The organism is Aquipseudomonas guryensis (genome assembly GCF_014164785.1).
GTDB lineage: Bacteria > Pseudomonadota > Gammaproteobacteria > Pseudomonadales > Pseudomonadaceae > Aquipseudomonas > Aquipseudomonas guryensis.
Map to the genome: position 1 here is coordinate 262,924 of NZ_JACJFN010000002.1, position 24,754 is coordinate 287,677.

The window sequence follows — 24,754 nt, forward strand, 5'->3', positions numbered from 1 at the left end:
TGAGGGCTAGTGATGGCGCCTTCGCGCTCAGTGCGCCAGGTTTTCCACGGCATCTTCCGGAGCCTGCACGGCGATCAGCTCTGGCGGCAATGGTTCCGTGACCACGCTGAAGTCGCTGATGCGGATGGCGCCGCGACCTTCGCCGAGCAGGTGGAAGGAGAACGCCTTGCGCGTTTTTGGGTTGTCGAAGTCGAAACTCAGCACGACCGACTTGCCGCGTTGCAGGGCTGGTAGTTCGGGGATGGCCAGTTCTACGTCACGGTCGAATTCCTTGGTTTTCAGACGCAGGTTGGCGCCGTTGCGGTCGAGCCGTACGGCCTCGATCTTCAGGGTCACGCGGGTGCGGGTGCCTTCGGGCATTTCCAGGTACTGCGCGCCGATCAGGTTGTCGGCCCAGTCGTCGCGGGACTCGGCCTTGAGATCGATGCGCTCGCGATTAGCGAACTGATAGCGCTGGCCGACCTGCCCGCCGCTGATCGACTGGTCGAGCAGGGCGGCGCGCTGGCTGACCAGGCGTGCCTGCTTGCCACTGACTCGGCCCAGGTACTCGGCGCTGTCGGCAATGAAGCTGCTGCTGGCGTAGCGGCGGCAGGTCTTCTGGAAATTGCATTCGGTGAACACCTTGCCGTCATGCTGGCGCAGCATGCCGTTGGTGTAGGAAATGATTTCCCGTGGTGTGTTGTAGCTGCGAAACAGCGAGCGTCCGGAAATGTTGTCCGGCACCGGCAGGGCGAAGTAGTCGAGTACCGAGGCTGTCAGGTCGACATGACCATAGACGCCTGGCTTGAGTTTCGGCAGCTTGGCCTGTTCCGGCGCCAGCACCAAGCTGAAACCCCAGGCCGATGCCAGGCGTACATCGCCCAGGCCGTGGGACTCGTCGGAGGTGACGATGACCAGGGTGTCCTTGAGCACGCCCTGATTTTCCAGGGCGCCGAGGAAGTCGGCCACGGCATCGTCCAGGTAGCCGATGGCGGCCTGTTTGGCGGTGGGGTAGCGGCTCAGGTACTCGGCTGGGGCGGAGTAGGGCTGATGGGTGCCAACGGTCAACAGGGTGAGCATCCAGGGCTGTTTTTTCTGGCGCAGTTGCTTGACGTAACCCAGTGCCCCTTCGAAGTAGGCGCGGTCGTCCATGCCCCAGGGGAATTCCAGGTAGGGCTTGTTGCGGAACCAGTCGCGGCCATGGGTCTGCTGGAAGCCCATCTGCGGCATGATCTGGTCCTTGGCCATGAAACGCAGCCCGGCGCCCTGCAGAAAGTGCGTGCTGAAACCCTGGGAGCGCATCTGAGCCGGTAGGCACTGTTCGCTGCGGGCCGGGTTGTTCAGTAGTTCGACGCCCTTGGGCGTGCCCGAGTCGAGTTTGCTGTAGTCGCCGCAGAGCATGGCGTACAGGCCGCGAATGGTCTGGTGGCTGTGCAGCACGTAGTCCGGCGTGTTCATGCTGCGCTCGGCCCACTGGCTCAGGCGCGGCATCAGGTCTTCCTTGTAGCTGCTGTTGATCGCCGCGCGGTTGGCCGCGATATAGGCGCCGGGAATGCCTTCCAGGGTGATGATCAGCACGTTGCGTGCCTTGCCGGCGCCATCCAGCAGCGGAGTGCCGCTGAGGTCGAGACGGGCCAGGCCAGCGATATCCGGCGGGCTGTTGGCCTCATCGCCAGCGAGCCAGTCCTCGATGCCCAGCTGGGTGTTATTGATGCTTTCCGCCAGCAGCTTGTGGGGAAGGTTGAACTGCTTCCACTGATCCACTTCGCTCGGATTGAGGTATTGGTCGGCCGCATGACCCACCAGCAGTACCGCCGGCAGCAAGGCGCTGTAACGTGGCAGGGCAGGCCAGCGTTTGCGCCCGGTCAGCAGGCAGGCCAGTGCAGCAGCGATAAGGGCGATAGCCAGCAGCGGATAAGTGATGCCACTGCCCTGGGTCGAGCGGCTGACGAATTGCGGATCGGAGAGGTACTTGAGATCGCCAGGCTCCGGCATGCGACCCACGGCGCTCACCAGTTCGGCGCTGCCGAGCAGCATCAGGCCCCAGATCAGCATCAACGGCACGGCCAGCAGCGGGCGGCGATAGCTGAGCAGCAGGAACAGACTACCGATGCCCAGGTCCGAGATATAGCCAGCCAGATCCGACCAGCCCAGCCAGTAACGAGTGGCAAGGGGGAGCACGATGAACAGCAGGCCGAGGGCGGTGAGCGACGCGGCAGGGTAAGGCAGCCAGTGGCCAAAGGGGCGCAAAGGAACTCCTGAGATCAGACAGCGAGAATCCGTACAGCTAAGACAAGTTCGGCGAGCCGAAGTTGCTGCCTGCCATGATTCTGAAACATGCCTGTGCTAACCGCCAGTGGCGAATGCGCAACCAAGGGGTTTCGCTCGCGAAATGGTCATGCGGGGCGATGATCGGTTAGCGCTTCCGTGAGCCTTTTGCCTCCCGGGGCAGCGCGCGTAGGTGGCAACGGGTAGAATGCCGGCCTTGCAGACAAGGTGGTGAACATGGCTCTGATCGGGCGCTACAACTCTCTTCAGGTGGTCAAACAGACCGACTTCGGCCTTTATCTGGACGGCGGTGCCGACGGCGAGATCCTCCTGCCCAACCGTTACGTACCCAAGGGCGAACCGAGCGATATCGGCGATTGGCTCAACGTCTTCGTCTATCTGGACAGTGAGGACCGTCTGATCGCCACCACCGAAAAGCCCAAGGCTCAGGTCGGCGGCTTCGCCAGCCTGAAAGTGGTGGAGATCAATAGTGTCGGCCTGTTCCTCGACTGGGGCCTGCCCAAGGATCTGCTGCTGCCGCACTCGGAAGAGAAGCGCCCGCTGCAGGCAGGTGATTACTGCGTGGTGCATGTCTACCTCGACAAGCGCAGCAAACGCATTACCGCCACCGCCCGCCTGGATCGCTACCTGGACAACACCCCGCCGCGCTACAAGGTCGGCGATGCAGTGGACCTGCTGGTGGTGGAGAAGACCGACATGGGCTTCAAGGCCATCATCAATAACCAGCACTGGGGCCTGATCCACAAGAACGAAGTGTTCAAGTTCCTGCGCAACGGCATGCAGGAGAAGGGCTACATCAAGGAGCTGCGCGCCGACGGCAAGATCAGCCTGAGTCTGCAGCCGGTTGGCCAGGAAGCGACCGGTAGCCTAGGTGAGCAGATTCTCACCCGCCTGCGCGAGCAGGGCGGCAGCCTGGCACTGAGCGACAAGAGCCCGCCAGAAGCCATCACCCAGGCGTTCGGGGTGAGCAAGGGCAACTTCAAGAAGGCCATTGGTGGACTGTTCAAGCAGGGGCTGATCGTCATTCACGACGATCGTATCGAGCTGGTCTGAGGTCAGGCATCAGGATGGTGGAAAACGCTTTGCGGTTTTCCACCATCCTGTTCTGAGTGCGGCGATTACGGCTTGCGCGCCACCAGCACGGCGCGGGTCGGCGCCGGCAGGCCTTCGAGCGTGCGGCTGTGGTCGGCCGGGTCGAGGAAATCCGGCAGCGATTGGAAGCGCATCCAGTCGGTGGCGCGCTGTTCCTCGATGCTGGTCACCGACACGTCCACGCACTGCACATCGACGAAACCGGCGCGCCGTAGCCACAGCTCCAGCGCCGGCACCGAAGGCAGGAACCAGACATTGCGCATCATCGCGTAGCGGTCTTCCGGTACCAGCACCTGCTGAGCGTCGCCTTCCACCACCAGGGTTTCCAGCACCAGTTCGCCGCCCTTGCGCAGGCAGTCCTTCAATTCCAGCAGATGGTCGATGGGCGAACGACGGTGATACAGCACGCCCATGGAAAACACCGTGTCGAAGCCTTCGAGTTTGGCTGGAAGTTCTTCCAGGGCCAGTGGCAGGTGCCAGGCCGGCAGGTCCGGCAGGTAGCGTTTGACGGCGAGGAACTGGTTGAGGAATAGCCAGTTGGGGTCGATACCGACCACGCTGCCAGCGCCGGCACCGAGCATGCGCCACAGGTAGTAACCGTTGCCGCAGCCGACATCCAGCACACGCTTGTTCTGCAGGTCCAGATGCGGAGCGACCCGCGACCATTTCCAGTCCGAGCGCCATTCGGTGTCGATGTGCACGCCGAACAGGTCGAACGGCCCCTTGCGCCAGGGAATCAGGCCCTGCAGGGCGCCGAGCAGCTTGGCGCGGCTGGCTTCATCGCAGGGGCCGTCGAGTAGCAGCTGATCGCGCAGCTCCTGGCGTTCGACGTTCAGTGTCGGCAGGCTCTGCACGGCGGCATACCAGCGCTGCAGGTCGCCGTGACCGACCGCCAGCTTGGCGTCGATCTGTGCCGGCAGGTCGGCCGCCCAATCCTGCAGCGGGCTGCCGGCCAGGGTTTGTTGCAGTGCGTCGAGGTCGAGGGCGGCAATCATGGCAGGGCCACCAGCGAGGCGAAGTTGAGGCACTGGAACCACGGCACCACCTGGCTGAAACCGGCGGCAAGCAGGCGTTCGCGATGCTGTTCCAGGCTGTCCGGCTTCATCACGTTTTCCAGGGCGCTGCGTTTCTGGGCGATTTCCAGTTCGCTGTAGCCGTTGGCGCGTTTGAAGGCGATGTGCAGGTCGGTGAGCAGGGTGTGCTGCTGCTCGTCCTCGAAGCGCAGTTTTTCCGAGAGGATCAGCGCGCCGCCCGGCAGCAGGGCCTGGCGGATGCGCGTGAGCAGGGGCAGGCGCTGTTCGGGGTCGATGAACTGCAGGGTGAAGTTCAGCGCCACCAGGGACGTCGGGGCAAAGTCCAGGGCGAGAATGTCGCCCTCCTGCACGTCCACCGGCAGCAGCTCCTGGAACATCGAGTCCTGGGCGTGCAGGTATTCGCGGCAGCGCTCGACCATGGCATGCGAGTTGTCCACCGCGATCACCCGGCAGCCTTCGGTGCGCACATGCCGGCGCAGGGCCTGGGTCACCGCGCCGAGCGAGCTGCCCAGGTCGTAGAGTACCGAGTTTGGCTGGGCGAACTGCGCGGCCAGCACGCCGATGTTTTCGACAATGGTCGGATAGCCCGGCACCGAACGCTTGATCATGTCCGGGAACACGCGCACCACGTCCTCGTTGAAGGCGAAGTCCTGCAACTCGGAGTGCGGCTGGGCGAAGAGGCGGTCGGGCTGGGTGGTCACGGCGATTCCGGCGGTTCTGGCGAAAAGGCCGGCATTTTAGCCAAGTGCCGGCCCAGGCCCAACCACCATCACTTCAACTGGTCGGAAAAGAACTCGCCAGCGCCCTGCAGCGGGCCCAGCGGATTGCGCTTGACCTCATAGCGGCGAATGTTCGGCTCGCCGTTGCTGACCTTGTGTACCAGGGTATCGTCGACCAGCACGAACACGGCGCGGAAGGCCCAGCCCTGTAGCTCGCGCTTCTTGCGGAAGTTGAGGACGTCGGCCCAGAAGTTGCCGACCCGCTGGGTATCGGTCTTGTTGAAGTCGAAGGCGTAGCCGATGCAGCGATCCTTGGCTTCCAGACACTGGATCAGGCCGTCGGGCAGGTAGCTGATGGGCACGTTGGGTTGCACGAACATCAGGCGCAGGTCGATGAACGAAAGCATCTTGCCGTTGCCCTGGGCCAGCGGGTCGAAACCCAGCGAAAAAAGCTCCGAACGAGTGGTCTTGCCCGTCTGTGCCTGGGCGTAGCGGATCTCTGCATCGAGATAGTCATTGAAGGGGGAAAGCACCTCGGCGCGCTCGCTGGGTAGCAGGCTGCTGCACCCCGGCAACCATACCAATGGGAACAGCACGATAACCCATGTAGTGGCGCGCATTTTCCTCTCCTGATAAGTCCTGCCTTCTCTCTATAGACGATTTGACAGTGGCTTGCCGTCTCATCTTCAAGACTAGTGGTCAATAGACGTGATCAGTGGTGGCGGCTGTATTGCACAGCCTTGCCGCAGGTTCGTGCAGCAGGCCTCGGCTTATGGCAGAGGCCGCAGCTGGCAGCTCATCGGGTTGCCAGTGAGGATGCTTCGGCCGGCTGAGCAGCACCCGCTTGCAGTGCTATCACTGAGGCGGCAATGCCCAACTGGCCCAGCCAGTAGCTGAGGATGATGGCGTAGCGGGCGCCATCGAACGGAGCGACGAAGCGGTTGATACCGATCAGGCTGTCCGACAGCACGAACAGCAACGCGCCCCCTGCCGCCAGCCAGGCCGAGCGGGTGGCGATGCCGAGTGTTCCCAGGCGAGCGAGGGCGCGCCAGAGCATGCAGCCGATGGCCAGGCTGTAGAACGCCACGGGAATCAGCAGGTCACCCAGGCCGGAGCTAGCCAGCACGCTGAACATGCTGCCGGCTACCGCAAATGCCAACAACAGGGCCAGCGGTGCCAGGCGCCGGCTCTCACCGAGGTAGGCGAGCAGATAGGCCAGATGAGCTATCAGGAATGCCCCCAGGCCGAAGACGAACAGGTTGGCCGGCCACTCCAGCAGCACATCGCCGAGCAGGGAGAACAGCAGGCCGATGCTGATCCAGCGTCGGTACGCCGAGGCGGCTACCGTGCGCAGCCACAGCAGCAGGGCGATCACCGGCAAGGGTTTGCTCAGCAGGCACAACCACTTGAGTTCGAGGTGCAGGCCGAGGACAAACAGCAGGACGCCGCCGAGTGCAAGCAGACAGAACAGTGGACGCATGGTGGGAGGCTCTCTTGTTTTACCCATTATTGCTGCTGGGGTGAGCAAGAGCAGGGCGCTACACGCCAGAGAGCCTGGCCAATGGCGTCAGTCCACCGTGACCTGGCAATCGATGGTCTTCGCCGGCGCCACGTCGACTTCCCAGGGCCGCTGGTACTGCATCAGCAAACGCCCGTTGCCTTTCTGGTATGCCTGGTAGCGCCAGGTCGACTGGCCGGCACTGCCGACCAGGCCAGCGTCTTCCGGGGTGGTGTAGACCTCCGGGCCAAGGCTGCGCAGCACGCCTGGCGCCGCGTCGGCCACCACCCAGCGGAAACCGGTAGTCGGGTTGCTGGGCAGGGAAATCACCAAGGTCTGGCCCGTGCTCAGTTCCATGGGGCATTTGCCCAGCTGCTTTTCCTGCACGCTGAGACTCGTTTGCGGCTGATGGGTACAGGCTGCAAGGAGGATGACGCTGGCGGGTAGCAGCAGGCGGTAGGCGGTGCTCATGGCGGACTCCTGTGGATCGAAAGCCCGCACAGCATAGCCTTATCGGTGACGCTGTTGGGTGTTCAGGCCAGGCGCTGGCGCAACTGACCGAGCTGCTCGTCGATCAGCGGGGTCAGCAGGCTGAAGCATTCCGCCGGTGCTATGGCGACCCGTGGCGGATCGATCAATTGCCGCCGCAGGCTGTCCAGTGCCCGGGCCAGGGCCGTGTTGCGGCTGGCGCGTGACTGTAGGCGCAGGCTCAGGTAGCGCAGTTGTACTTGCAGGGGCAATGGGCAGCGCTCGGCGCTGGCACCACGCACGGCCAGGCCACGCAGGCGCGCCAGCTCTTCCAGCTCCCGGCAGCTGCTGGCGATGCCCAGGTCACTGTGCAGCGGGCCGCTCAGGCGCAGCTCGAACAGCTGGATCAGGATCAGCAGGCGCTCGATCAGGCGGCAGTGGCCGTCGAAGTCGCCCGCTTGTTGCTGCAGGGCCCGCCAGGCCGGTTGCAGTTCGGCCAGTTCGCCAGCGGCGCCGGGCAGGCTGCGCCACAGGCCATCCAGTTCCAGGGCCAGGTTGCGGCACTGGTTGCGCGCATCGTTGCTGTTCTGGCCGCCGAGGCCACGGTGTTTCTGTAGGCGCTGCAGCAGCTCCAGGCTGTGTACCAGCGCTTGCTGCAAGTCTTGCTGGCGTTGCCGGGTCTGGCGGTGGGCGATGGACTGCTGGAGCAGTATCAGTACCAGCAGAGTGGCGCCGGTGCCGGCCAAGGCCAGGAGGGTCGGTGTCATTGTCTGGCTCCCTCGGTCAGGCGCGTCAGGTAGTGGGTGAGGTTATGCAGTTCGCGATTCTGCGTGCTCTGTTGACCGAGCGCTGCACCGATCTCATGCAGTTGCTGGTTGAGTGACTGGTTGGCCTGGGTGTGTTCGCTGAGGGCCTGGCGCATCACCCCGAAACTCTGCAGGTTCTGCGTGCTGAAGTCGGCTTGCTGCTGCAGCCGGTTGGCCAGTGCCAGGCTCTGCTGGCAGCCGTTGGCGAGCAGCTGCTGGTGTTCGTCGACCTCCAGCTGCACATGCTGCACGGCCTGGCCGATGGCGCCGACTGCGCCGGTGATCTCCACGGCTGCGGCCGAGGTGGATTGCGCCAGGTTGCGCACTTCCTCGGCGACCACGGCGAAGCCACGACCCTGCTCGCCGGCTCGGGCGGCTTCGATGGACGCATTGAGGGCGAGCAGTTGGGTCTGCTTGGCCAGTGCCTGAATCAGTTGCACGGACTGCTCGACGGCACTGCTGTGTTGCAGCAGCTGACGCACTGCTGCAGCGGTGCGACCGAGGCTGAGTTGAATGCTTTGCATCTCGTTGCCCACTGATTGGGCGTCCTGGCGACCGCTGTCACTCATTTGGTGCATGCGCTCGAAGGCTTGCAGCGCCTGTTCGGCCAGGTCGCCGATATGCAGCAGGGTCTGGCTGATTTCCTCGCTGGCGGTGGCAATCATGTTGACCCGCAGGCTCTGTGCCTCGCCCTGTTGCTCGGTCTGTTCGGCCATATGTTCCAGTGACTGGGCGGCGAACTGCACTTCGCTGCGCAGGCGTTCGGCGCCGCGCTGTTCGTCGTCGCACTTGACCAGCAGGTGGCTGCGTTCGGCCTGTCCGCCGAACAGCTGGGCTAGCTGTTGCAGCAGATGCTGCTGTTCCTGCTGCTGACGCCGCCAGCTGAGGCTTTGCGCACTGCCCAGATAAAACAGGATGAGCAACAGGCAGACGGCTGCACTGCTCTGGTCGAGCAGCGCCAGCAGGGTGCTGGCCAGTGCCAGCCCCAGGAGCGGCAAGGCGCGCAGTGGGCCGCAGCGTTGCAGGCAGTAGATACCGAGTTCGAGCATGAGAGTTGTCCAGCTGGGCAGATTAATGCCCAGGGCGAAGCAAGATGCTGGCCAGCCGCCATTCGTCGCAACCTCTGCTGATGTCTTGTTGCAACCAGGTGCAACCCGATAAAGTGCGCCTTTGCTCTTTGTCGGTGAAGAGAATGCTCAACGCCCGTCTGCTGTGTCTGGACAACCAGGCCCATGAACATGCCCACGACTATCACCAGTTGGTGATGTCGCTGTCGGGGCGCGCGGAATTCGAGGTCAATGGCCGTGGCGGCGAGGTTTGCCGCATGCGCGCCTGTCTGGTACCGGGCGATGCCGAGCACCAGTTCGCCGGCATGGGCGAGAACCGCATGCTGATTCTCGACCTCGATGAGCAGGACACCCCGGCAGAAGACCTGCTACTGCTGGCCCAGCTGTTCGAAAGCCCGCGCTACCCGGCGCTGGATGCCGATTTCCAGAACCTGCTGAGCTATGCCGGTGCCGAGCTGGCGCGCTATGGCAGCGACCCACACCTGGCCCGCGCCCTTGGCGGCGTGCTGCTGCGTGCCCTGCACCTGCGTCTGTTCGGTAAGCAGGCCGCTGCACCCGCTGGTGCCCTGGATGTCGAGCGGCTCGACCGCTATATCGCCGAACACCTGGCGCGGCGTATCACGGTGATCGAACTGGCCCAGGTGGCCTGTCTTAGCCCGAGCCATTTCCATGCGCAGTTCAAGGACAGCCTCGGCCTGACGCCGCACCAGTACCTGCTGAAAACCCGCCTCGATCGCGCCGCCCGCCTGCTGCGCGAGAGCCCACTGCCGCTGGTGCGGATCGCCGAGGAGTGTGGCTTCTCCAGCCAGAGCGCGCTGACCACGGCCATGCGCCGCTACCTGGGGCTAACGCCCAAGCGCCTGCGCAATCAGTAGGAGCGAGCTCTGCTCGCGAACATTGCCACTGCCGTCTCGTTGGTTTTGAAACGGCGCCGCCATTCGCGAGCAGAGCTCGCTCCTGCATATCCGATTCTTAATCGCCGATGGCCACCGGGCGCGTCGGATCAGTGATCCACTCACTCCAGGAGCCGGCATACAGCGGCGCCAGCGGGTAGCCGGCCAGGCTCATGGCGAACAGGTTATGGCAGGCCGTCACCCCCGAACCGCAGTAGGCCACCAACGATTCCACAGGCTTGTCGCCGAGCAGGGCGGCGAAGCGCTGCTGCAGCTGTGCTGCCGGCAGGAAGCGCCCGTCGCTGCCGAGGTTGTCGGTGAATACCGCGCACTGCGCACCGGGGATATGCCCGGCGACCGGGTCCAGCGGCTCCACCTCACCACGAAAACGTGGCAGGGCGCGGGCGTCGAGCAGGGTCAGCTCGCTGTTACCGAGACGCTGCTGCAGTTGTGGGGCATCCAGCAGCAGGCGGTTGTCCGGCTGGCCGCTGAAGTTGCCGCGCGGCAGGCTTGGCACGTTGCTGTCGAGGGGCAGGCCGGCGTCTTTCCAGGCTTTCAGTCCGCCATCCAGTAGGTACACCCCTTCGCGCTTGCCCAGCCAGGCCAGCAGCCACCAGGCGCGTGCGGCGAAGGCACCCGGGCCATCGTCGTACAGCACCACGTCACTGTCCTGGCTGATGCCCCAGGCGCGCAGCTGGTCTTGCAGTTGCTGGGCATCCGGTAGCGGGTGGCGGCCGGTCACGCCCTTGAGTATCGGGCCGGACAGATCGCGCTCCAGGTCGGCGAACTGCGCACCGGGGATATGCCCTTCGCCGTAGCTGCGTGCGCCGTAACTGGGATCGTCGAGGGCGAAGCGACAGTCGAGGATCACCAGCCCTGGCGTGTTCAGTCGGTCATGAAGAGCGGCGGCGGTGAGCAGTTGCGCGAGCGGCATGGGAACTCCTGTGTCGAAAGATTGCCGATGAGCATCATAGAAACAGCTGCGCCCGCTGTCGCGCGGCATGATCAGAAGTGCTCCCCCGTGCCAGCGGTGGCGAGTGCCATGCGAGGACGTTTGCCATGCTCAATCTGCCCCCTGTCATTGAAAGCGCCAACTTGGCGCGACGCATCGGTGTGCTGGTCGGCTCCACCCTGCTGACCCTGTATTTCTGCAGCCTGGTGCTGTTGCGCGCCGCCTGCGGGCGCCTGCGCCGTGCCGATGTCGATCGCTATACGCGGCGCTGGTCCGGCCTGCTGCTGCGTCTGGTGCGTATGCGCCTGAGCCAGCACGGCGCGCTACCGGACTTCAACGACGGCCGGCGCTACATCCTGCTCAGCAGCCATGCCAGCCAGTACGACATTCCCGCCAGTTTCGTCGCCTTGCCGGGCTCGATCCGCATGCTGGCGAAGAAGGAGTTGTTTGGCATTCCGCTGTTCGGCGCGGCGATTCGCGCGGCCGAGTTCCCCTCGGTGGACCGGCACAACCCGCAGCAGGCGCGCCAGGATCTGCAGGTGGCCAAGGCCATGATGGAAAGCGGCATCGTCCTCTGGGCCGCCCCGGAGGGTACGCGCTCCAAAGATGGCCAGTTGCTGCCATTCAAGAAAGGCTGTTTCCACCTGGCTCTGGATACCAATGCGCTGATCGTGCCGATGGTCTTTCGCGGTATCCACGAGGTGCTGCCAGCGCGCAGCTGGCGTTTCAACCTGGGTTTGCCGGTGGAACTGCATGTTGGCGAACCGATTGATGCCAGCCGCTACACTCCCGAGCAACTGCCCGAGCTGATGGCCGAAGTGCGCGCGTGCATGCAGGGCTTGCTGGGTGAGCAGGGCAGCAGGCTGCCGGTCAGGCAGCCCTTGCGGCCGCAAGCGGCCTGAGGCATCCGCCATGAAAAAGCCCGCCGATTGGCGGGCTTTTTCATTACACGGGGCAGACTAGCGGTACTGCAGTTTGCCGATGCGGTCGTTGTCCAGGCTACCGAAGTAGAGGAAGTCGCCCACTGGCTTGACCGAGGTGACCATGCGCAGGTGCGTGCCACTGGTGTCGTGCAGGCTTTGCACGATCTCACCTTTCTCGTTGAGCGAGATGGCCAGGCCGTAATCCTTCGGCTTGGGCCACATCGAGCGCGGCAACTTGGCCAGCTGGGCCTTGAGCCAGGGCTGGTTCTGCAGGAAGTCGGCGTCGGCCTTGCGCGGCGTGGGCAGGGCTACCCAGAAGGTGCCGGCGCGATCGCCCTGCAGGTTGTCCGGCATGCCTGGCAGGTTGTCGATGAACACATCGTGGCTGCCGGCCTTTTCGCCTTTCAGCCAGTAGCGGGTGATGCGGTAGCGGTAGGTTTCGTTGACCAGCACGAAGTCCTCGTTCTGCGACAGCGCCACGCCGTTGGCGAAGTACAGGTCCTTGAGCAGGGTCTCGCTCTTGCCGGTGGCCGGGTCGTAGCGCAGCAGGCGGCCGTAGGGGCGGCCTTCGAGCAGGTCGAGCAGGTAATCCGGCTGTTGGAACTTGCTCGAGGCGTCGCTGAAATAGATGCGCCCGTCGCTGGCAATGTCGACATCGTCGGTGAAGGCGAACGGCACGCCGTCAGCCTCGGTACTGAGCACTTCGAGCTGCCCGGCCGGGCTGATGCGCAGCAGGCCCTTGTAAGCGTCGGCGACGATCAGGTTGCCCTGGGCATCGAAGTCCATGCCCAGCGGCCGGCCGCCGGTGGCGGTGAGTACGTCGAGGCTGCCGTCCTCGGCAATGCGCACGATGCGCCCGTCATGCAGGCCGGCATAGACGCGGCCCTGGGCATCCACGGCGGTGTCTTCCGGGCCGTGGATCTCGCCCTTGGCCAGCAGCTCGGCCTTCATCAGGGTGTCGTTGGGCTCCAGTGCACCGGTCATCAGCGGTGCTACCGGCGGTTGCCAGGCCAGCGGGTCGATGGTGTTCGGGGTTAGCGCAAGGTAGCCCGCCGCGCCAGCGATCAGTAGGGCCAGCAGGCCGAGGAGTTTTTTCATCGTTATTCTTCCCTGTACTGAGGTGGGGCGGCAGTGTAACCCGAGTAACGAGTCGCTGCGGGGTACTGGAATATCTGGGTATAAGCCAGACGTTCTGCGGCGGCAAATGCCCGGCCCAGGCGCCAGGCATATATACTGCGCGGCATTGCCCAAGGAGTGCCGCGTGGCTATCGATATTCAGTGGATCCTCGACGACGCCAGCCTGGCCCGTCACTGCGCCGACTGGCGGCGTTTGCCGTTCGTTGCCCTCGACACCGAGTTCATGCGGGTCGACACCTTCTACCCAATTGCAGGCCTGTTGCAGGTGGGCGATGGCCAGCACGCCTTCCTTGTCGACCCGCTGTGCATCAGCGACTGGTCGCCCTTTGCCGAATTGCTGGAAGATCAGGCCGTGGTCAAGGTGCTGCATGCCTGCAGCGAAGACCTGGAAGTGTTCCTGCGCCTGACCGGTAGCCTGCCGAGCCCCTTGTTCGACACCCAACTAGCCGCCGGCTACCTCAACCTGGGCTTCTCCATGGGTTATTCGCGCCTGGTGCAGGAGGTGCTTGCCATCGAGCTGCCCAAGGGCGAGACCCGTTCCGACTGGCTGCAGCGTCCACTGTCGCCGACCCAGATCAGCTATGCCGCCGAGGATGCCCAGCACCTGGCCGAGCTGTACCTGGTGCTGCAGCCCAAGCTGTCCGCCGACAAGCAGGCCTGGGTGCTTGAAGACGGTGCCGAGCTGGTCAGCAATCTGCGCCGTGAAGTCGACCCGGACCAGCTCTACCGCGAAGCCAAGCTGGCCTGGAAGCTGTCGCGCCAACAACTGGCGGTAATGCGCGCCCTCTGCGCCTGGCGCGAACGCCAGGCACGGGCGCGCAACCAGCCGCGCAACCGCATTATCCGCGAGCATTCGCTGTGGCCACTGGCCAAGACTCAGCCGGACAACCTGGTGGCCCTGGCGCGCATCGAAGAGATGCACCCAAAGACTGTGCGCCAGGATGGCGAGACCCTGTTGCAGCTGATCCGCGAAGCCGGCGCACTGCCGCCCGAGCAGTGGCCTGAAGCCCTGCCACAGCCGCTGCCGCTGGAGTCCACCGCGCTGCTGAAGAAACTGCGCGTGGTTGGCCAGCGTGAGGCCGAGCGTCTGCAGATCGCCCCGGAGCTGATGCTGCGCAAGAAATCCCTCGAAGCCCTGCTGAAAAGCGGTTACCCGAATGGCCCTTACCAGCTGCCGGACAACCTGCGTGGCTGGCGCCGTGAACTGATGGGCGAGGCTCTATTAGCCGCCCTGGAAGCCTGAAATGAAGAAAATCTGTTCGATCTACCGCAGCCCACGCAAGAACGAGATGTACCTCTACGTGCTCAAAGCCGATGAGCTGAAGCGCGTGCCGGAAGCCCTGCTGGCGGCCTTCGGCCCGCCACAGTTGGCCTTCAGCTTGATCCTCACGCCGGAGAAACCGCTGGCCCGTGAAGATATCCACAAGGTGCTGGAAAACCTCGAAACCCAGGGCTATCACCTGCAGATGCCGCCGCCGGAAGACGATTACATCGAGCACCTGCCGGAAGAGCTGCTGCGCCGCAACGATCCGGTCTGATGCGCGTTCTGCTCGCCGAACAGGCCCAGGCGCAGTATGCCGAGCTGCTCACGGCCGCCGCGCCGCAGCTGCAACTGGTGTGTGGCGATGAACAGGAGCTGGCCCGCCAGGCCGCCAGTTGCCCAGTCTGGCTCGGTCAGCCCGATCTGCTGGCGCCCCTGCTGCGTCAGGGCCAGCGGCCGCAATGGTTGCAGTCGACCTGGGCCGGCATCACGCCGCTGCTGTCACCCGACCTACCGCGCGATTATCAGCTGAGCCGGGCTGTCGGCATCTTTGGCCAGGTCATGGCCGAATACGTGCTGACCTATCTGCTGGCCCATCGCGGCCGTCTGCTGCCACGCCTGGCCAGTCAGGTGGAGCAGCGCTGGGACAATCTTCCGCCATCCAGTTTGCGCGGTATGCGCGTGCTGATCGTCGGTGCCGGTGATATTGGCTGCGAGGTAGCACGCTTCCTCGCGCCGTTCGGTGTCGAGCTGCGTGGCATTGCGCGTACGCCACGAGCCATCGAGCCGTTCACCGAGATACGCGGCATGCACGGCCTGGCAGAGCTGGCCGGCTGGGCCGAGGTAGTGATCAATCTGCTGCCAGACACCCCTGCGACTCGCGATATCTATGACGCCGCCCTGTTTGCGCGGATGGCGCCGCAGGCCCTGTTCATCAATGCCGGGCGCGGCGTGGCGGTGGTTGATGAGGATCTGCTGGCTGCCCTCAACGCGGGCTTGCTGGCGGGGGCAGTGATTGATGTGTGCCGCCAGGAGCCTTTGCCTTCGGGCCATCCGTTCTGGAACGCGCCGCGCCTGCTGCTCACTGGACACAGCTCGGCGCCGACCGAGCCGGCTGCCATGGTCGACCTGTTCCTCGACAACCTGCGGCGTTGGCAGGCCGGGCAGGGGTTACGCGGCCTGGTAGATTTTGCCCGCGGCTATTAGTTTTAGAGCCTGTTCACGATCTCTTGCCCGTCGGCCATACCGCGTTAAAAACAGGCTCGGAATGCTCATTTACAGCTCGTAAACTCCGCTTCCTCGCCTGTTTTGACCAGCCGTTGGCTGTTACTGGCGTTGCGCCTTGTCTGGCTCTAGTCCAAAAGATCGTGAACAGGCTCTTAGAAACTGAAACGCTGCAGCATGCCCTGCAGGCGCCCGGACATGGCTTGCAGGCCCTGGATGGCCTGGACGATGCCGCCCTGGGCCGCCGAGTTCTCCTCGACGATCTGCGCCACCCGCTCCACGTTCATCGCCACCTGTTCACTGGCGGCGCGCTGCTCCTGCAGGGACATGGAGATGACGTTGACCGCCTGCAGCGACTCGCTCAGCGCCGTGCGGATGTCCTGCATCGCCGTGCCGGCCTGTTCCACCAGCTGCGTGCCACTGCTGAGGCGCTCGCGGCCGGCGCTCATGCTGCTCTTGGCCTTGTGCATGCCGTTCTGGATCGAGTCGACCAGGCCGACGATCTCCGTGGTCGACTGCGCCGTACGGCTGGCCAGGCCACGGACTTCATCGGCCACCACGGCAAAGCCACGACCCTGCTCGCCGGCACGCGCGGCCTCGATGGCGGCATTCAGGGCGAGCAGATTGGTCTGCTCGGCGATGCCCTTGATCACGTCGACGATGGCGCTGATATTGGCCGACTGGTCGGCCAGGTGTTCGATATCCGCGGCGCTCTGCGTCACCAGTTCGGCGATGCCGCGCATTTCCGCGATGGCCGCTGCAGTCACCCGCAGGCCATCGTCACTCAAGCTGCCGGCTTTCTGCGCCATGTCGCGGGTCTGCTGGGCGTTCTCGGCAATCTGGCTGATGCTTACCGCCATCTCTTCCATGGTGGCGGCGATGGCCGAGGCGGTATCACTCTGGATATTGGCGCTGTTGAGTACCTGCTCAGAGGAGGCGGCCAGTTGCAGGGAGGCGCACTCGATCTGCTCGGAAGCCTCGCCGATATTGCCGATCATGTCGCGCAGGCCGTGGTGCATGCTCTGCACCGATTTCATCACCCCGGTACTGGCTTGTTCCAGGCCTGCCTGGGTGGCCAGTTGGCCCTGGGCGATGCGCGCACTGATGGCTTCCAGTTCGCCGGGCTCGGCGCCCAGCTGGCGTTTCAGCAGGCGGGCAAAGTACAGCGCCTGGGCGGCACCGAAAAGTAGCGCGAGCAACAGTACGCCACTGCTCAGTTGCAGGTCGTTGCTATAGGTGTTCTGGCCCAGCTCGAACTGGCGCTTGGCCTCCAGCAATTGCACCTCGATCAGTTCGGAGAATTTCGCCGAGAGCGGGTCGATCAGCGGATAGAGGCGGCTGTCGGCGAATTGCCCTACAGCCACGAGATCGTTTTGCTGCAGCATGCGCTGCAGTTCGCCTAACGGCTGGTCGGCGTTGGTCATCAGCGGTTTGATCTCGTCGATCAGGCGCGTCTCTTCGGCGATCAGCTGGGTTGCCAGATAGGCCTGCCAGGTCTGTTCGATGCGTTGTTCGGCCTGCTCGATCAACTCTTGTGCCGCTGCTGGAGTGAGGGTGCCGCTGCGTGCCTTGTGGGTGGCGTCGACGATGTTCACCGCATACAGATCGGCGATCAGCTTGAGGTCGCGCAGTGGCACCACGCGATCGAGGTAGACGGTTTCCAGGCCGCGTACGGTGGTTTTCAGACCCTGCATTCCAAGAAGGCCGACCAGCAGCAGGCCCGATAGCAGGGCAGCGACCAGCAGTAACAGATGGGTTCTGATCTTCCAGCTTTTCATGGTTATCTTCCTTGACGAAAGGCGGTCTTCGCAAAGACGTGGCGATAGGCCAGCGCTGCGTTCAGCCTAGACCAGATCTGCCTGATTTCAGTAAAAAGCTGTAATTCTGGTCAGTAAAATTACCGAATGAAAAAGCGCGTCTGAGTTACCTGGCCGCTTCGCCAACCATCAGTCGCCCGCGCTTGGCCCGCCCTCGCACACGGGCTAGACTGCCGGCCTTTTCACCCTTGTAGTCTGTCATGGCCGCCAAAGTCGAACCCTTCTGGAAACGCAAGACTCTCGCCCAGCTCGACCAGGACGAGTGGGAGTCGCTGTGCGACGGCTGCGGCCTGTGCTGCCTGCAGAAACTCGAAGACGAGGATGACGGCAGCGTTTACTACACGCGTATCGCCTGCAAACTGCTAGATATGCAGACCTGCCGCTGCACCGACTACGCCAACCGGCGTGCCCAGGTGCCAGACTGCATCCAGCTCACCCCGGCGCAGGCCGATCAGTTCCAGTGGCTGCCGCCGACCTGCGCCTATCGCCTAGTCAGTGAAGGCAAGGACCTGCCGCTCTGGCACCATCTGGTCTGCGGCGACCGCGATGCGGTACACCACGAACGCATTTCCCAGTCCGGACGCATGCTCAGCGAAAACAGCGTGGCCGAGGATGACTGGGAAGATCATCTGATTTTCCGCGCCGGTTGAGCCTTTCGCGCTGGCGATAGGTCTATACCTGCTCACGCATGGAGCTTGCACAATGCCCGCCCGTCTCAAACTGCTGTCTGCCGCCCTACTGCTGAGCCTGAGCGCACCGCTCTGGGCGGCGAAGAAAATCGACCTTGATTATCACGTGCGTTTTCTCCCGGAAAGCGACCAGGCCGAAGTCAGCCTGACTCTGGAACAGGCCGATCTGGTGCGCAGCCTGACTTTCGATCTGGGCGGCAAGGACTACTACAGCGACTTCCAGGCCGATGGCAACTGGCAGCTGGACGGCACCGAGAAAGGTGTCTGGCAGCCGGGCAAGGGGCAGAGCAAGCTCAGCTACAAGGTGCGCATCAGCCACCCGCGCAAATCCGGCAGTTTCGATGCACGGATGACCCCGGACTGGGCGCTGCTGCGTGGCGATGATCTGGTGCCCAGTGCGCACCTGATCAAGGACGACAGCATCGAGTTGGTCGCGCGCCTGCAGTTCGAGCTGCCGAAAGGTTGGAAGGGGGTGGAGACCGGCTGGCCGCGCATCGGCGAGAACCGCTTCCGCATCGACAACCCGACCCGCAAGCTGGATCGCCCGACCGGCTGGATCCTCGCTGGCAAGATCGGCAGCCGCCGTGCCCAGCTCGGCGATACCGACGTGACCGTGGCCGCGCCGGTGGGCGAAGGGCTGCGCCGGATGGACATCATCACCCTGCTGACCTTCATCTGGCCGGAGGCCCAGGCGGTGTTCCCGCGTGATCCGGCCAAGTTGCTCATCGTCGGCGCCGGTGATCCAATGTGGCGCGGCGGCCTGTCGGCGCCCAATTCGCTGTTCATGCACAGCGACCGCCCACTGGTCAGCGAGAACGGCACCAGTTCCCTGGTGCACGAGTTGGTCCACGTGTTCAGCCGCATCCGTGACACCGACAAGAGCGACTGGATCAGTGAAGGTATCGCCGAGTATTACGCCATCGAACTGATGCGTCGTGCCGGGGGCATGAGCGAGGACCGCTACCAGGCCATCCGCAAGAAGCTGATTGGCTGGAGCAAGCCGGTCAAGACCCTGCGCACCGAGGAGTCCAGCGGGCCGATCACCGCCCGTGCGGTGTTGCTGCTGCAGGAGCTGGATCGGGAACTGCGCAAGAACACCAACAACCAGCGCTCGCTGGACGACGTCACCCGCGGCCTGATGCGCCTGGACAGGGCCAGCACCAAGGACCTGATCGAGATCAGCGAGAACGTCATGGGTCGCGCCTCGGATGTACTGGATAGCCCGTTGTTGCGCTGAACCAGGACTGCTCCTGTGAGCGGTGTCAGCCGCTCCTGCGAAAAACGCGTGCTTTAGAACAACGGCCCCGAGCGGGTGTTGTTGCCTTTGGCCAGGCGATCATAGAGCACCACGTTGACCGTGGCCGCCAGGTTCATGCAGCCATTGGTGGGGATGTACACCACTTCATCGCCACACCAGTCGCGGATTTCCTTGTCCAGCGAGCCGTCTTCCGGGCCGAAGATGTAGAGCGCGCGATCCGGGTGGGTGTAGTCGGGCAGGGCGCGGGCGCCTTCCACCAGTTCCACCGCTACCGGGGTGCAGCCCAGCGGCACGATGCGGCGCAGGTCGTCGATGTTGATCAGCGGAATGTCCTGGTGGACCTTCTTGGTGTCGGTGACGAAATCCTTGGCGCGGTCGTAGCGGGTACCGGTGTAGAACACCGAGCTGACGCCATAGCAGCCGGCGGCGCGCATGATCGAGCCGACGTTCTCCGGTGACTTGGGGTTGAACAGGCCGATGCAGCTGTAACGTTTGTTGGCCACGATGATGCTCGCGCAAAAAAGACGCGATTATACGGCTGCCCTCGGCGCCGTGCCTGCCACTAGTCCTTTTTCAGCAGGCTGGCCAGGTCACCGAAGGCCTTGTAGGTGGTCTTCGCCGCCTGCGGGCTGGCGGTGGAGCCTTCGGCGAAGTACTGCTGGTCGGTGTAGCGCGAGTGCTCGTTGTCATGACAGAACAGGCACAGCAGCTCCCAGTTGGAGCCATCCTGCGGGTTGTTGTCATGGTTGTGGTCGCGGTGGTGCACGGTCAGCTCGCTCAGGCGCTTGCCGCTGAACTCGCGGGCACAACGGCCGCACACGTGCGGGTACATCTTCAGGGCTTTCTGCCGGTAGTCTGCTTCGGCCTTGGCCGACAAGGTGTAGCTGGGTTTGCTGCTCATGACAGGACCTGTGGTCGGGTGGCGAACGCGGGCGTTCCGATGCAGTCAGAATAAAGCCAAAGTCCGCGAAGCTGGAGTCCTGCATGCGTCTTTTTATTGTGTTCGCCCTGTCTGCCGGGCTGCTGCAGATCGCTCCGCTCTCGGCTGCGGACTTGCTGCGCCGTCCGACGTCCGGTTCACCCGGCACGGCCACGCCGCAACCCTACAGCCAGCCGCAGATTCGTCCGCTGGGCAGTAGCAACCGCAATCCGCCGCTGCTGAACAGTCCGGCGCAACCGAGGCCGCTGACCCCGCCGCAACCCTTGCCCAAGGATCGGCCCTTGCCGCAGCTGGAGCAGCAGCGTAAGGCCAATCCGCAGCATCCGGCGGAGCAGCTGGATTAGCCTGCCTGAGCCTTGGTTAACGGATGTAGGGCCAGCAGCGGCAAGGCAATCGACAGTGCCGCCAGGGTGTTCAGATAAGTGTGGGCCAGGATGCCGTAGTAGGCAGAAATTACGCTATCCAGCACGCACCAGAGCAGCAGGGCGGCGAACAGTGCGGGCTTGATCAGTGCGTGGCCGTGCTGGCGGTAGAGGTGTACCAGCAGGCTGAACAGCAGGCCCCAGCTTGCGACCGTGGGGCCGAACAGGCGCACCATGGTGGTCAGCAGGCTGTGGTATTCCGCCGTCGGCGCCTGGCTGGCGCCCACGCTGGCATACAGGTACTGGAAGTAGGGCGCGGCGATGGGCAGCTGCGCGGTGAAGGCCAGGATGACGCCGAGCAGCACATGGCCGAGGCCAACCGCGAGCAGCCAGCGATAGAGCAGATTTTGCATGGGCGATCCCTCGCGATCCGTTTTTACTGGTTCTCAGACCAGCCCCAGCACTTTCAACAGGAAGGCATATTCCAGCGCCACATCTTTCAGCCCCTGGTAACGCCCGCTCATGCCGCCGTGGCCAGCGCCGAGGTCGGTTTTCAAGAGCAGTAGGTGGTTGTCGGTACGGGTGGCGCGTAGCTTGGCCACCCACTTGGCAGCTTCCCAGTACTGCACGCGGCTGTCGTTGTAGCCGGCCACGGCGAGCAGCGCCGGGTAGGCCTGGGCGCATACGTTCTCATAGGGCGCGTAGCTCTTGATGCGTTTGAATACCTCGGGCTGGTGCGGATCGCCCCATTCGTCGTACTCGGTGACGGTCAGCGGCAGATCGGGGTTCTGCATGGTGTTGAGCACGTCGACGAAGGGCACTTCGGCGATGGCTGCAGCGAACAGGTCGGGGCGCTGGTTGAGCACTGCACCGATCAGCAGGCCGCCGGCGCTGCCGCCGCTGATGGCCAGCTGCGCGGGCGAGGTCAGACCCGCGTCGATCAGGTGTTCGGCACAGGCGATGAAATCGCTAAAGGTATTTTCCTTGTGCTCCAGCTTGCCGGCGCGGTACCAGGCCTCGCCCAGCTCGCCGCCGCCGCGCACATGGGCGATGGCGAAGACGAAGCCGCGCTCCAGCAGGGACAGGCGCGCGTGGGAGAACCAGGGGTCGAGGCATTCGCCGTAGGCACCATAACCATACAGATAGAGCGGCGCGGAGGTGCCAGCGGCGAGCACCTCGCGGCGTGCCACCAGGCTGATCGGCACCTGCGTGCCATCGGCAGCGCTGGCCCACAGGCGGCGGCTCTCGTAGGCGTCGGCGTCGAACGGGCCTTCCACCGGGGTCTGCTTGAGGACTTTCTGTTCGGCGCTGCGCAGGTCCAGCTGGCGGATCTGTGCCGGGCGGTTGAGTGCCTCGTAGCGCAGACGGATCACCGGGCTGGTGAATTCCAGGCTGTCCTGCACGTGTAGGCTGTAGGCGGCGTCCGGTAATTGCACCGGGTAGGGCGCGGCGCCTTGCGGATGCACTTCGATGATCGGTAGGCCGCCCTGGCGCAGGCTGAGGATAAAGGCGCCGGCATTCAAGCTGACGCCTTCGAGCATGCGTTGCGGGTCGTGGCCGATCAGTTCCTGCCACTGCGCGCGGCTCGGCTGCTGTTCATCGGCATGGAACAGGGCGAAGTTGATGCCGCTCTGGTTGCTGCGGATCAGCCAGGCCCAGGTGCCGTTCAGCTGGCCGTGATCCACATAGTATTCGTGGCCTTCCTCGCGTGGCGCCAGGCAGGCGAACGCGTCCTGCGGCGTCTCTGCATCCAGCACCCAGCTCTCGCTGGTGGTCTTGCTGCCCAGCAGCAGCACCAGTTGGCGCTCGGAGCTGGAGCGGTAGCAGCTGAGGAAGAAGCGCCCGTCGCTTTCTTCGAACACCAGCTGCGCCGCGTCTTCACCCAGGCGATAGCGGTGCAGCTGGTGCGGGCGGTGGGTATTGTCGAGGGTGGTGAAGAACAGGGTCTGGCTGTCGTTGGCCCAGGTCAGGCTGCCGTCGCAGTCGTCAAAGGGCAGGGCGGTAATGGTACCTGTGCGCAGGTCCTTGACGAACAGCTGGTAGATCTCGTCGCCCGCGGTATCCAGGCTGTAGCCGAGCAGGTTGTGGTCCGGGCTGGTGGTGAAGGCACCCAGCGACAGGTAGCCGTCGCCGGCCAGTGCGTTGGGGTCGAGCAGCAGCTGTTCGGCGCTTTCGTCCACCGCCAGGCTGCCGTCGGCCGGCAACGGGCAGCGGTAGTGGCGCGGGTATTCGTCGCCGGCAGTGGTGCGCTGGTAGTACAGCCAGGGGCCCCAGGGCGTCGGCAACGATAGGTCGGTCTCGCGGATGCGGCCCTTGATCTCCTCGAACAGCGCTTCGCGCAGCGGCGCCTGCTCGGCCAGCTCGGCTTCCAGGTAGGCGTTCTCCGCCTTGAGGTAGTCGAGCACCTCGGCGGCATCGCGCTGCTCAAGCCAGTGGTAGGGGTCGGCAGCGGCGGCGCGACGAGCAATCGGGGCGTTGGGCATGGGGTTTCCAGAGTGGCTGAGTGGCGCCGGCGACGGCAGGGGCGCCGGGGCGCGGAAAAGCCGTTATCATAATCGCCCCTTTGCCGGCCAAGCCATCAACCCGCATGACTGAACAAGACTATCTGCTTGCCTGGGCCATTTACGCCATTTCTGCACTTGGCTGCCTGCTGGTTTGGTTCCAGCTGACCGGCTGGATCTGGCGCTGGCTGCGCGAGCCGCTGCGCCTGCTGGTGGCCGTGCTGCTGCTGACCCCGACCCCGGTCGATCCGGCCCGGGATCTGTTCGCCCCGGCCATCGCCATTACCGCCATGGACCTGCTGCTCAAAGTGGGTAACAACGCCTGGCGTGCGGTCGCTGACCTGGCCATGTATGGGCTGATCGCTTTTGCTGTGTGGCTGGCCTTCGCCGGCCTGCGCTGGCCGATCGAACGCTGGTGGCAAGCGCGGCGTGCGCCGGCAACTACCCTGGCGGCGGAAGACGAACCGACCCTGCGTGAAATGATGGCCCGCGACGACAGCTTCGCGGCCGACACCCGCATGGATGCCAACGGCGACCGCCGCCTGCGCATCGAGCCGCGTCTTTAACACCGGCTCTTGCGCGGACTGCGCCAGGCAGAGACAAGGAGTGCCGATGAACTGCGTGTTCTGCGCCATCGCTGACGGCCAGTTGCCGGCCCACATCGTCCATGAGGACGAACACTTCCTGGTGTTGCTGGATATCTTCCCGTTGCGCCCGGCCCATCTGCTGATCGTCGCCAAGGGCCACGCACCGCTCCTCGCCGACCTGCCGCCGGTTGCCCGCGAGGCCCTGTTGGCCTTGGCCGACCGGGTAGGCCAAGCGCTCTACCGCAGCGATCCCGGCGTGCTGGGGATCAACTTCCTGATCAACGACGGCCCGGTAGCCAATCAGCACGTACCGCACCTGCATCTGCACCTGATTCCGCGCCGCACCGGCGACTTGGCGGCGCTATGCTGGCGCATCCTTACCCGCTTCCTGCCGCTGGGCCGCAAGCGCATCGAGGCGCGTCTGCAGCGCGAGGCACAGCTGCTGCGCAGCGCCCTGCAATGAGAGCTAGCAAGCATGTGTGAATTGCTCGGCATGAGTGCCAACGTCCCCACCGATATCGTGTTCAGCTTTACCGGGCTGATGCAGCGTGGTGGCGGCACTGGCCCGCACCGCGACGGCTGGGGCATCGCTTTCTACGAGGGGCGTGGCCTGCGCCTGTTCCAGGACCCGGCCGCCAGCGTCGAGTCGGAAGTCGCGCGCCTGGTGCAGCGCTACCCGATCAAGAGCGAAACGGTGATCGGCCATATTCGCCAGGCCAACGTCGGCCAGGTCTCGTTGGCCAACACCCATCCCTTCGTGCGCGAGCTGTGGGGGCGCAACTGGTGTTTCGCGCATAACGGCCAACTGGCCGATTTCGCCCCCTCGACCAGCTTCTACCGGCCTGTGGGCGATACCGACAGCGAAGCGGCCTTCTGCGACCTGCTCAACCGCGTGCGCGCCGCATTTCCCGAACCGGTACCGGTCGAAGCCTTGCTGCCGGTGCTGATCCAGGCGGCCCAGCATTACCGCCGCCACGGTGTGTTCAACTGCCTGTTGAGCAATGGCGACTGGCTGTTTGCCTTCTGCTCGACCAAGCTGGCGCAGATAACCCGCCGTGCGCCGTTCGGCCCGGCGCGACTGAAGGATGCCGAAGTACTGGTGGATTTCCAGGCGGAAACCACGCCCAACGATGTGGTGACGGTGATTGCCACCGAGCCGCTGACTGATAACGAGCGCTGGAATCTGTTCCAGCCAGGCGAATGGAGCCTGTGGCGCCGCGGCGAGCGCCTGGCCCACGGGCAGATGGGGGAGTAGGGC

The 24,754-nt window shown here is 64.3% G+C and carries 26 protein-coding genes and 1 pseudogene; 12 read left to right on the forward strand and 15 right to left on the reverse strand.

Features of this window, described 5'->3' with window-relative positions; translation table 11 throughout:
* Positions 1-27 precede the first annotated feature (27 nt).
* Positions 28-2,229, reverse strand: coding sequence for an LTA synthase family protein (locus tag H3H45_RS08960; RefSeq protein WP_182833390.1), 2,202 nt, complete (start codon positions 2,227-2,229; stop codon positions 28-30).
* A gap of 255 nt (positions 2,230-2,484) precedes the next feature.
* Between H3H45_RS08960 and H3H45_RS08965 the strand changes: the two genes are divergently transcribed.
* Positions 2,485-3,321 carry a CvfB family protein gene (locus H3H45_RS08965; protein WP_182833391.1) on the forward strand — a complete coding sequence of 279 codons (837 nt, stop codon included), beginning with the start codon at positions 2,485-2,487 and terminating at the stop codon, positions 3,319-3,321.
* A gap of 65 nt (positions 3,322-3,386) precedes the next feature.
* Here H3H45_RS08965 and cmoB read toward each other — a convergent pair whose 3' ends face one another.
* The 7 genes from cmoB to H3H45_RS09000 form a co-directional block, all read right to left on the reverse strand.
* A complete protein-coding gene (gene cmoB / locus H3H45_RS08970) occupies positions 3,387-4,355 on the reverse strand; it encodes a tRNA 5-methoxyuridine(34)/uridine 5-oxyacetic acid(34) synthase CmoB (RefSeq protein WP_182833392.1) in 969 nt (322 codons plus the stop codon).
* The gene (cmoA, locus tag H3H45_RS08975) at positions 4,352-5,095 is read right to left on the reverse strand and encodes a carboxy-S-adenosyl-L-methionine synthase CmoA (RefSeq protein WP_182833393.1); all 744 of its coding nucleotides are present in this window, start codon (positions 5,093-5,095) and stop codon (positions 4,352-4,354) included. Before cmoA ends, cmoB begins: the two co-directional genes overlap by 4 nt.
* 68 nt (positions 5,096-5,163) lie before the next feature.
* Positions 5,164-5,733: a hypothetical protein gene (locus H3H45_RS08980; RefSeq protein ID WP_182833394.1), complete on the reverse strand. Its 570-nt coding sequence runs from the start codon at positions 5,731-5,733 to the stop codon at positions 5,164-5,166.
* Between the two features lie 176 nt (positions 5,734-5,909).
* Positions 5,910-6,593, reverse strand: coding sequence for a lysoplasmalogenase (locus tag H3H45_RS08985; protein ID WP_182833395.1), 684 nt, complete (start codon positions 6,591-6,593; stop codon positions 5,910-5,912).
* Positions 6,594-6,680: 87 nt separating this feature from the next.
* On the reverse strand, positions 6,681-7,082 hold the full coding sequence (locus H3H45_RS08990) for a protease inhibitor I42 family protein (protein WP_182833396.1): 402 nt from the start codon (positions 7,080-7,082) through the stop codon (positions 6,681-6,683).
* Positions 7,083-7,144: 62 nt separating this feature from the next.
* A complete protein-coding gene (locus tag H3H45_RS08995; RefSeq protein ID WP_182833397.1) occupies positions 7,145-7,846 on the reverse strand; it encodes a hypothetical protein in 702 nt (233 codons plus the stop codon).
* A complete protein-coding gene (locus H3H45_RS09000; protein WP_182833398.1) occupies positions 7,843-8,934 on the reverse strand; it encodes a methyl-accepting chemotaxis protein in 1,092 nt (363 codons plus the stop codon). Before H3H45_RS09000 ends, H3H45_RS08995 begins: the two co-directional genes overlap by 4 nt.
* Positions 8,935-9,077: 143 nt before the next feature.
* Between H3H45_RS09000 and H3H45_RS09005 the strand changes: the two genes are divergently transcribed.
* Complete coding sequence (locus H3H45_RS09005; protein WP_182833399.1) at positions 9,078-9,827, forward strand: AraC family transcriptional regulator; 750 nt, start codon at positions 9,078-9,080, stop codon at positions 9,825-9,827.
* A gap of 97 nt (positions 9,828-9,924) precedes the next feature.
* Here H3H45_RS09005 and H3H45_RS09010 read toward each other — a convergent pair whose 3' ends face one another.
* Entirely contained in the window at positions 9,925-10,779 is an 855-nt protein-coding gene (locus tag H3H45_RS09010; RefSeq protein ID WP_182833400.1) for a sulfurtransferase, read from the reverse strand.
* Positions 10,780-10,904: 125 nt separating this feature from the next.
* On the opposite strand from H3H45_RS09010, the gene H3H45_RS09015 reads away from it, so the two are divergent.
* The gene (locus H3H45_RS09015) at positions 10,905-11,699 is read left to right on the forward strand and encodes a lysophospholipid acyltransferase family protein (protein WP_182833401.1); all 795 of its coding nucleotides are present in this window, start codon (positions 10,905-10,907) and stop codon (positions 11,697-11,699) included.
* A gap of 57 nt (positions 11,700-11,756) precedes the next feature.
* Here the strand turns inward: H3H45_RS09015 and H3H45_RS09020 are convergent, their stop codons facing one another.
* On the reverse strand, positions 11,757-12,818 hold the full coding sequence (locus H3H45_RS09020) for an SMP-30/gluconolactonase/LRE family protein (protein WP_182833402.1): 1,062 nt from the start codon (positions 12,816-12,818) through the stop codon (positions 11,757-11,759).
* A 163-nt stretch (positions 12,819-12,981) separates the two neighbouring features.
* Here H3H45_RS09020 and rnd point away from each other — a divergent pair, with 163 nt between their 5' ends.
* The 3 genes from rnd to H3H45_RS09035 are packed head-to-tail and all read left to right on the forward strand — an operon-like array spanning position 12,982 to position 15,324.
* On the forward strand, positions 12,982-14,100 hold the full coding sequence (gene rnd, locus H3H45_RS09025; protein WP_182833403.1) for a ribonuclease D: 1,119 nt from the start codon (positions 12,982-12,984) through the stop codon (positions 14,098-14,100).
* Between the two features lies 1 nt (position 14,101).
* Positions 14,102-14,395, forward strand: a complete 294-nt coding sequence (locus H3H45_RS09030) for a YcgL domain-containing protein (protein WP_182833404.1) — start codon at positions 14,102-14,104, stop codon at positions 14,393-14,395.
* Positions 14,395-15,324: a D-2-hydroxyacid dehydrogenase gene (locus H3H45_RS09035; RefSeq protein WP_182833405.1), complete on the forward strand. Its 930-nt coding sequence runs from the start codon at positions 14,395-14,397 to the stop codon at positions 15,322-15,324. Before H3H45_RS09030 ends, H3H45_RS09035 begins: the two co-directional genes overlap by 1 nt.
* A gap of 173 nt (positions 15,325-15,497) precedes the next feature.
* On the opposite strand, the gene H3H45_RS09040 is transcribed toward H3H45_RS09035, so the two are convergent.
* On the reverse strand, positions 15,498-17,120 hold the full coding sequence (locus tag H3H45_RS09040) for a methyl-accepting chemotaxis protein (protein ID WP_182833406.1): 1,623 nt from the start codon (positions 17,118-17,120) through the stop codon (positions 15,498-15,500).
* A gap of 239 nt (positions 17,121-17,359) precedes the next feature.
* Between H3H45_RS09040 and H3H45_RS09045 the strand changes: the two genes are divergently transcribed.
* The gene (locus tag H3H45_RS09045) at positions 17,360-17,809 is read left to right on the forward strand and encodes a YcgN family cysteine cluster protein (protein WP_182833407.1); all 450 of its coding nucleotides are present in this window, start codon (positions 17,360-17,362) and stop codon (positions 17,807-17,809) included.
* 52 nt (positions 17,810-17,861) lie between these two features.
* A complete protein-coding gene (locus H3H45_RS09050) occupies positions 17,862-19,085 on the forward strand; it encodes a hypothetical protein (protein WP_182833408.1) in 1,224 nt (407 codons plus the stop codon).
* Positions 19,086-19,138: 53 nt separating this feature from the next.
* On the opposite strand, the gene H3H45_RS09055 is transcribed toward H3H45_RS09050, so the two are convergent.
* Positions 19,139-19,609: an RNA methyltransferase gene (locus H3H45_RS09055; RefSeq protein WP_173204940.1), complete on the reverse strand. Its 471-nt coding sequence runs from the start codon at positions 19,607-19,609 to the stop codon at positions 19,139-19,141.
* Positions 19,610-19,668: 59 nt separating this feature from the next.
* Positions 19,669-19,968 (reverse strand): annotated as a pseudogene (locus tag H3H45_RS09060) (YajD family HNH nuclease); the annotation flags it as partial.
* A 122-nt stretch (positions 19,969-20,090) separates the two neighbouring features.
* Between H3H45_RS09060 and H3H45_RS09065 the strand changes: the two are divergent.
* Positions 20,091-20,390 carry a hypothetical protein gene (locus tag H3H45_RS09065; protein WP_182833410.1) on the forward strand — a complete coding sequence of 100 codons (300 nt, stop codon included), beginning with the start codon at positions 20,091-20,093 and terminating at the stop codon, positions 20,388-20,390.
* On the opposite strand, the gene H3H45_RS09070 is transcribed toward H3H45_RS09065, so the two are convergent.
* The gene (locus H3H45_RS09070) at positions 20,387-20,821 is read right to left on the reverse strand and encodes a hypothetical protein (protein WP_182833411.1); all 435 of its coding nucleotides are present in this window, start codon (positions 20,819-20,821) and stop codon (positions 20,387-20,389) included. The genes H3H45_RS09065 and H3H45_RS09070 overlap by 4 nt on opposite strands.
* 33 nt (positions 20,822-20,854) lie before the next feature.
* Entirely contained in the window at positions 20,855-22,891 is a 2,037-nt protein-coding gene (locus H3H45_RS09075; protein WP_182833412.1) for a S9 family peptidase, read from the reverse strand.
* A gap of 104 nt (positions 22,892-22,995) precedes the next feature.
* On the opposite strand from H3H45_RS09075, the gene H3H45_RS09080 reads away from it, so the two are divergent.
* Genes H3H45_RS09080 through H3H45_RS09090 form a run of 3 tightly spaced genes read left to right on the forward strand, consistent with a single transcriptional unit; the run spans position 22,996 to position 24,751 of the window.
* Entirely contained in the window at positions 22,996-23,475 is a 480-nt protein-coding gene (locus tag H3H45_RS09080; RefSeq protein WP_182833413.1) for an MFS transporter, read from the forward strand.
* A gap of 46 nt (positions 23,476-23,521) precedes the next feature.
* Positions 23,522-23,959 (forward strand): HIT family protein, encoded by a 438-nt coding sequence (locus tag H3H45_RS09085; RefSeq protein WP_182833414.1) that lies wholly within the window; start codon positions 23,522-23,524, stop codon positions 23,957-23,959.
* Positions 23,960-23,971: 12 nt separating this feature from the next.
* Positions 23,972-24,751: a class II glutamine amidotransferase gene (locus tag H3H45_RS09090; protein ID WP_182833415.1), complete on the forward strand. Its 780-nt coding sequence runs from the start codon at positions 23,972-23,974 to the stop codon at positions 24,749-24,751.
* Positions 24,752-24,754 lie beyond the last annotated feature (3 nt).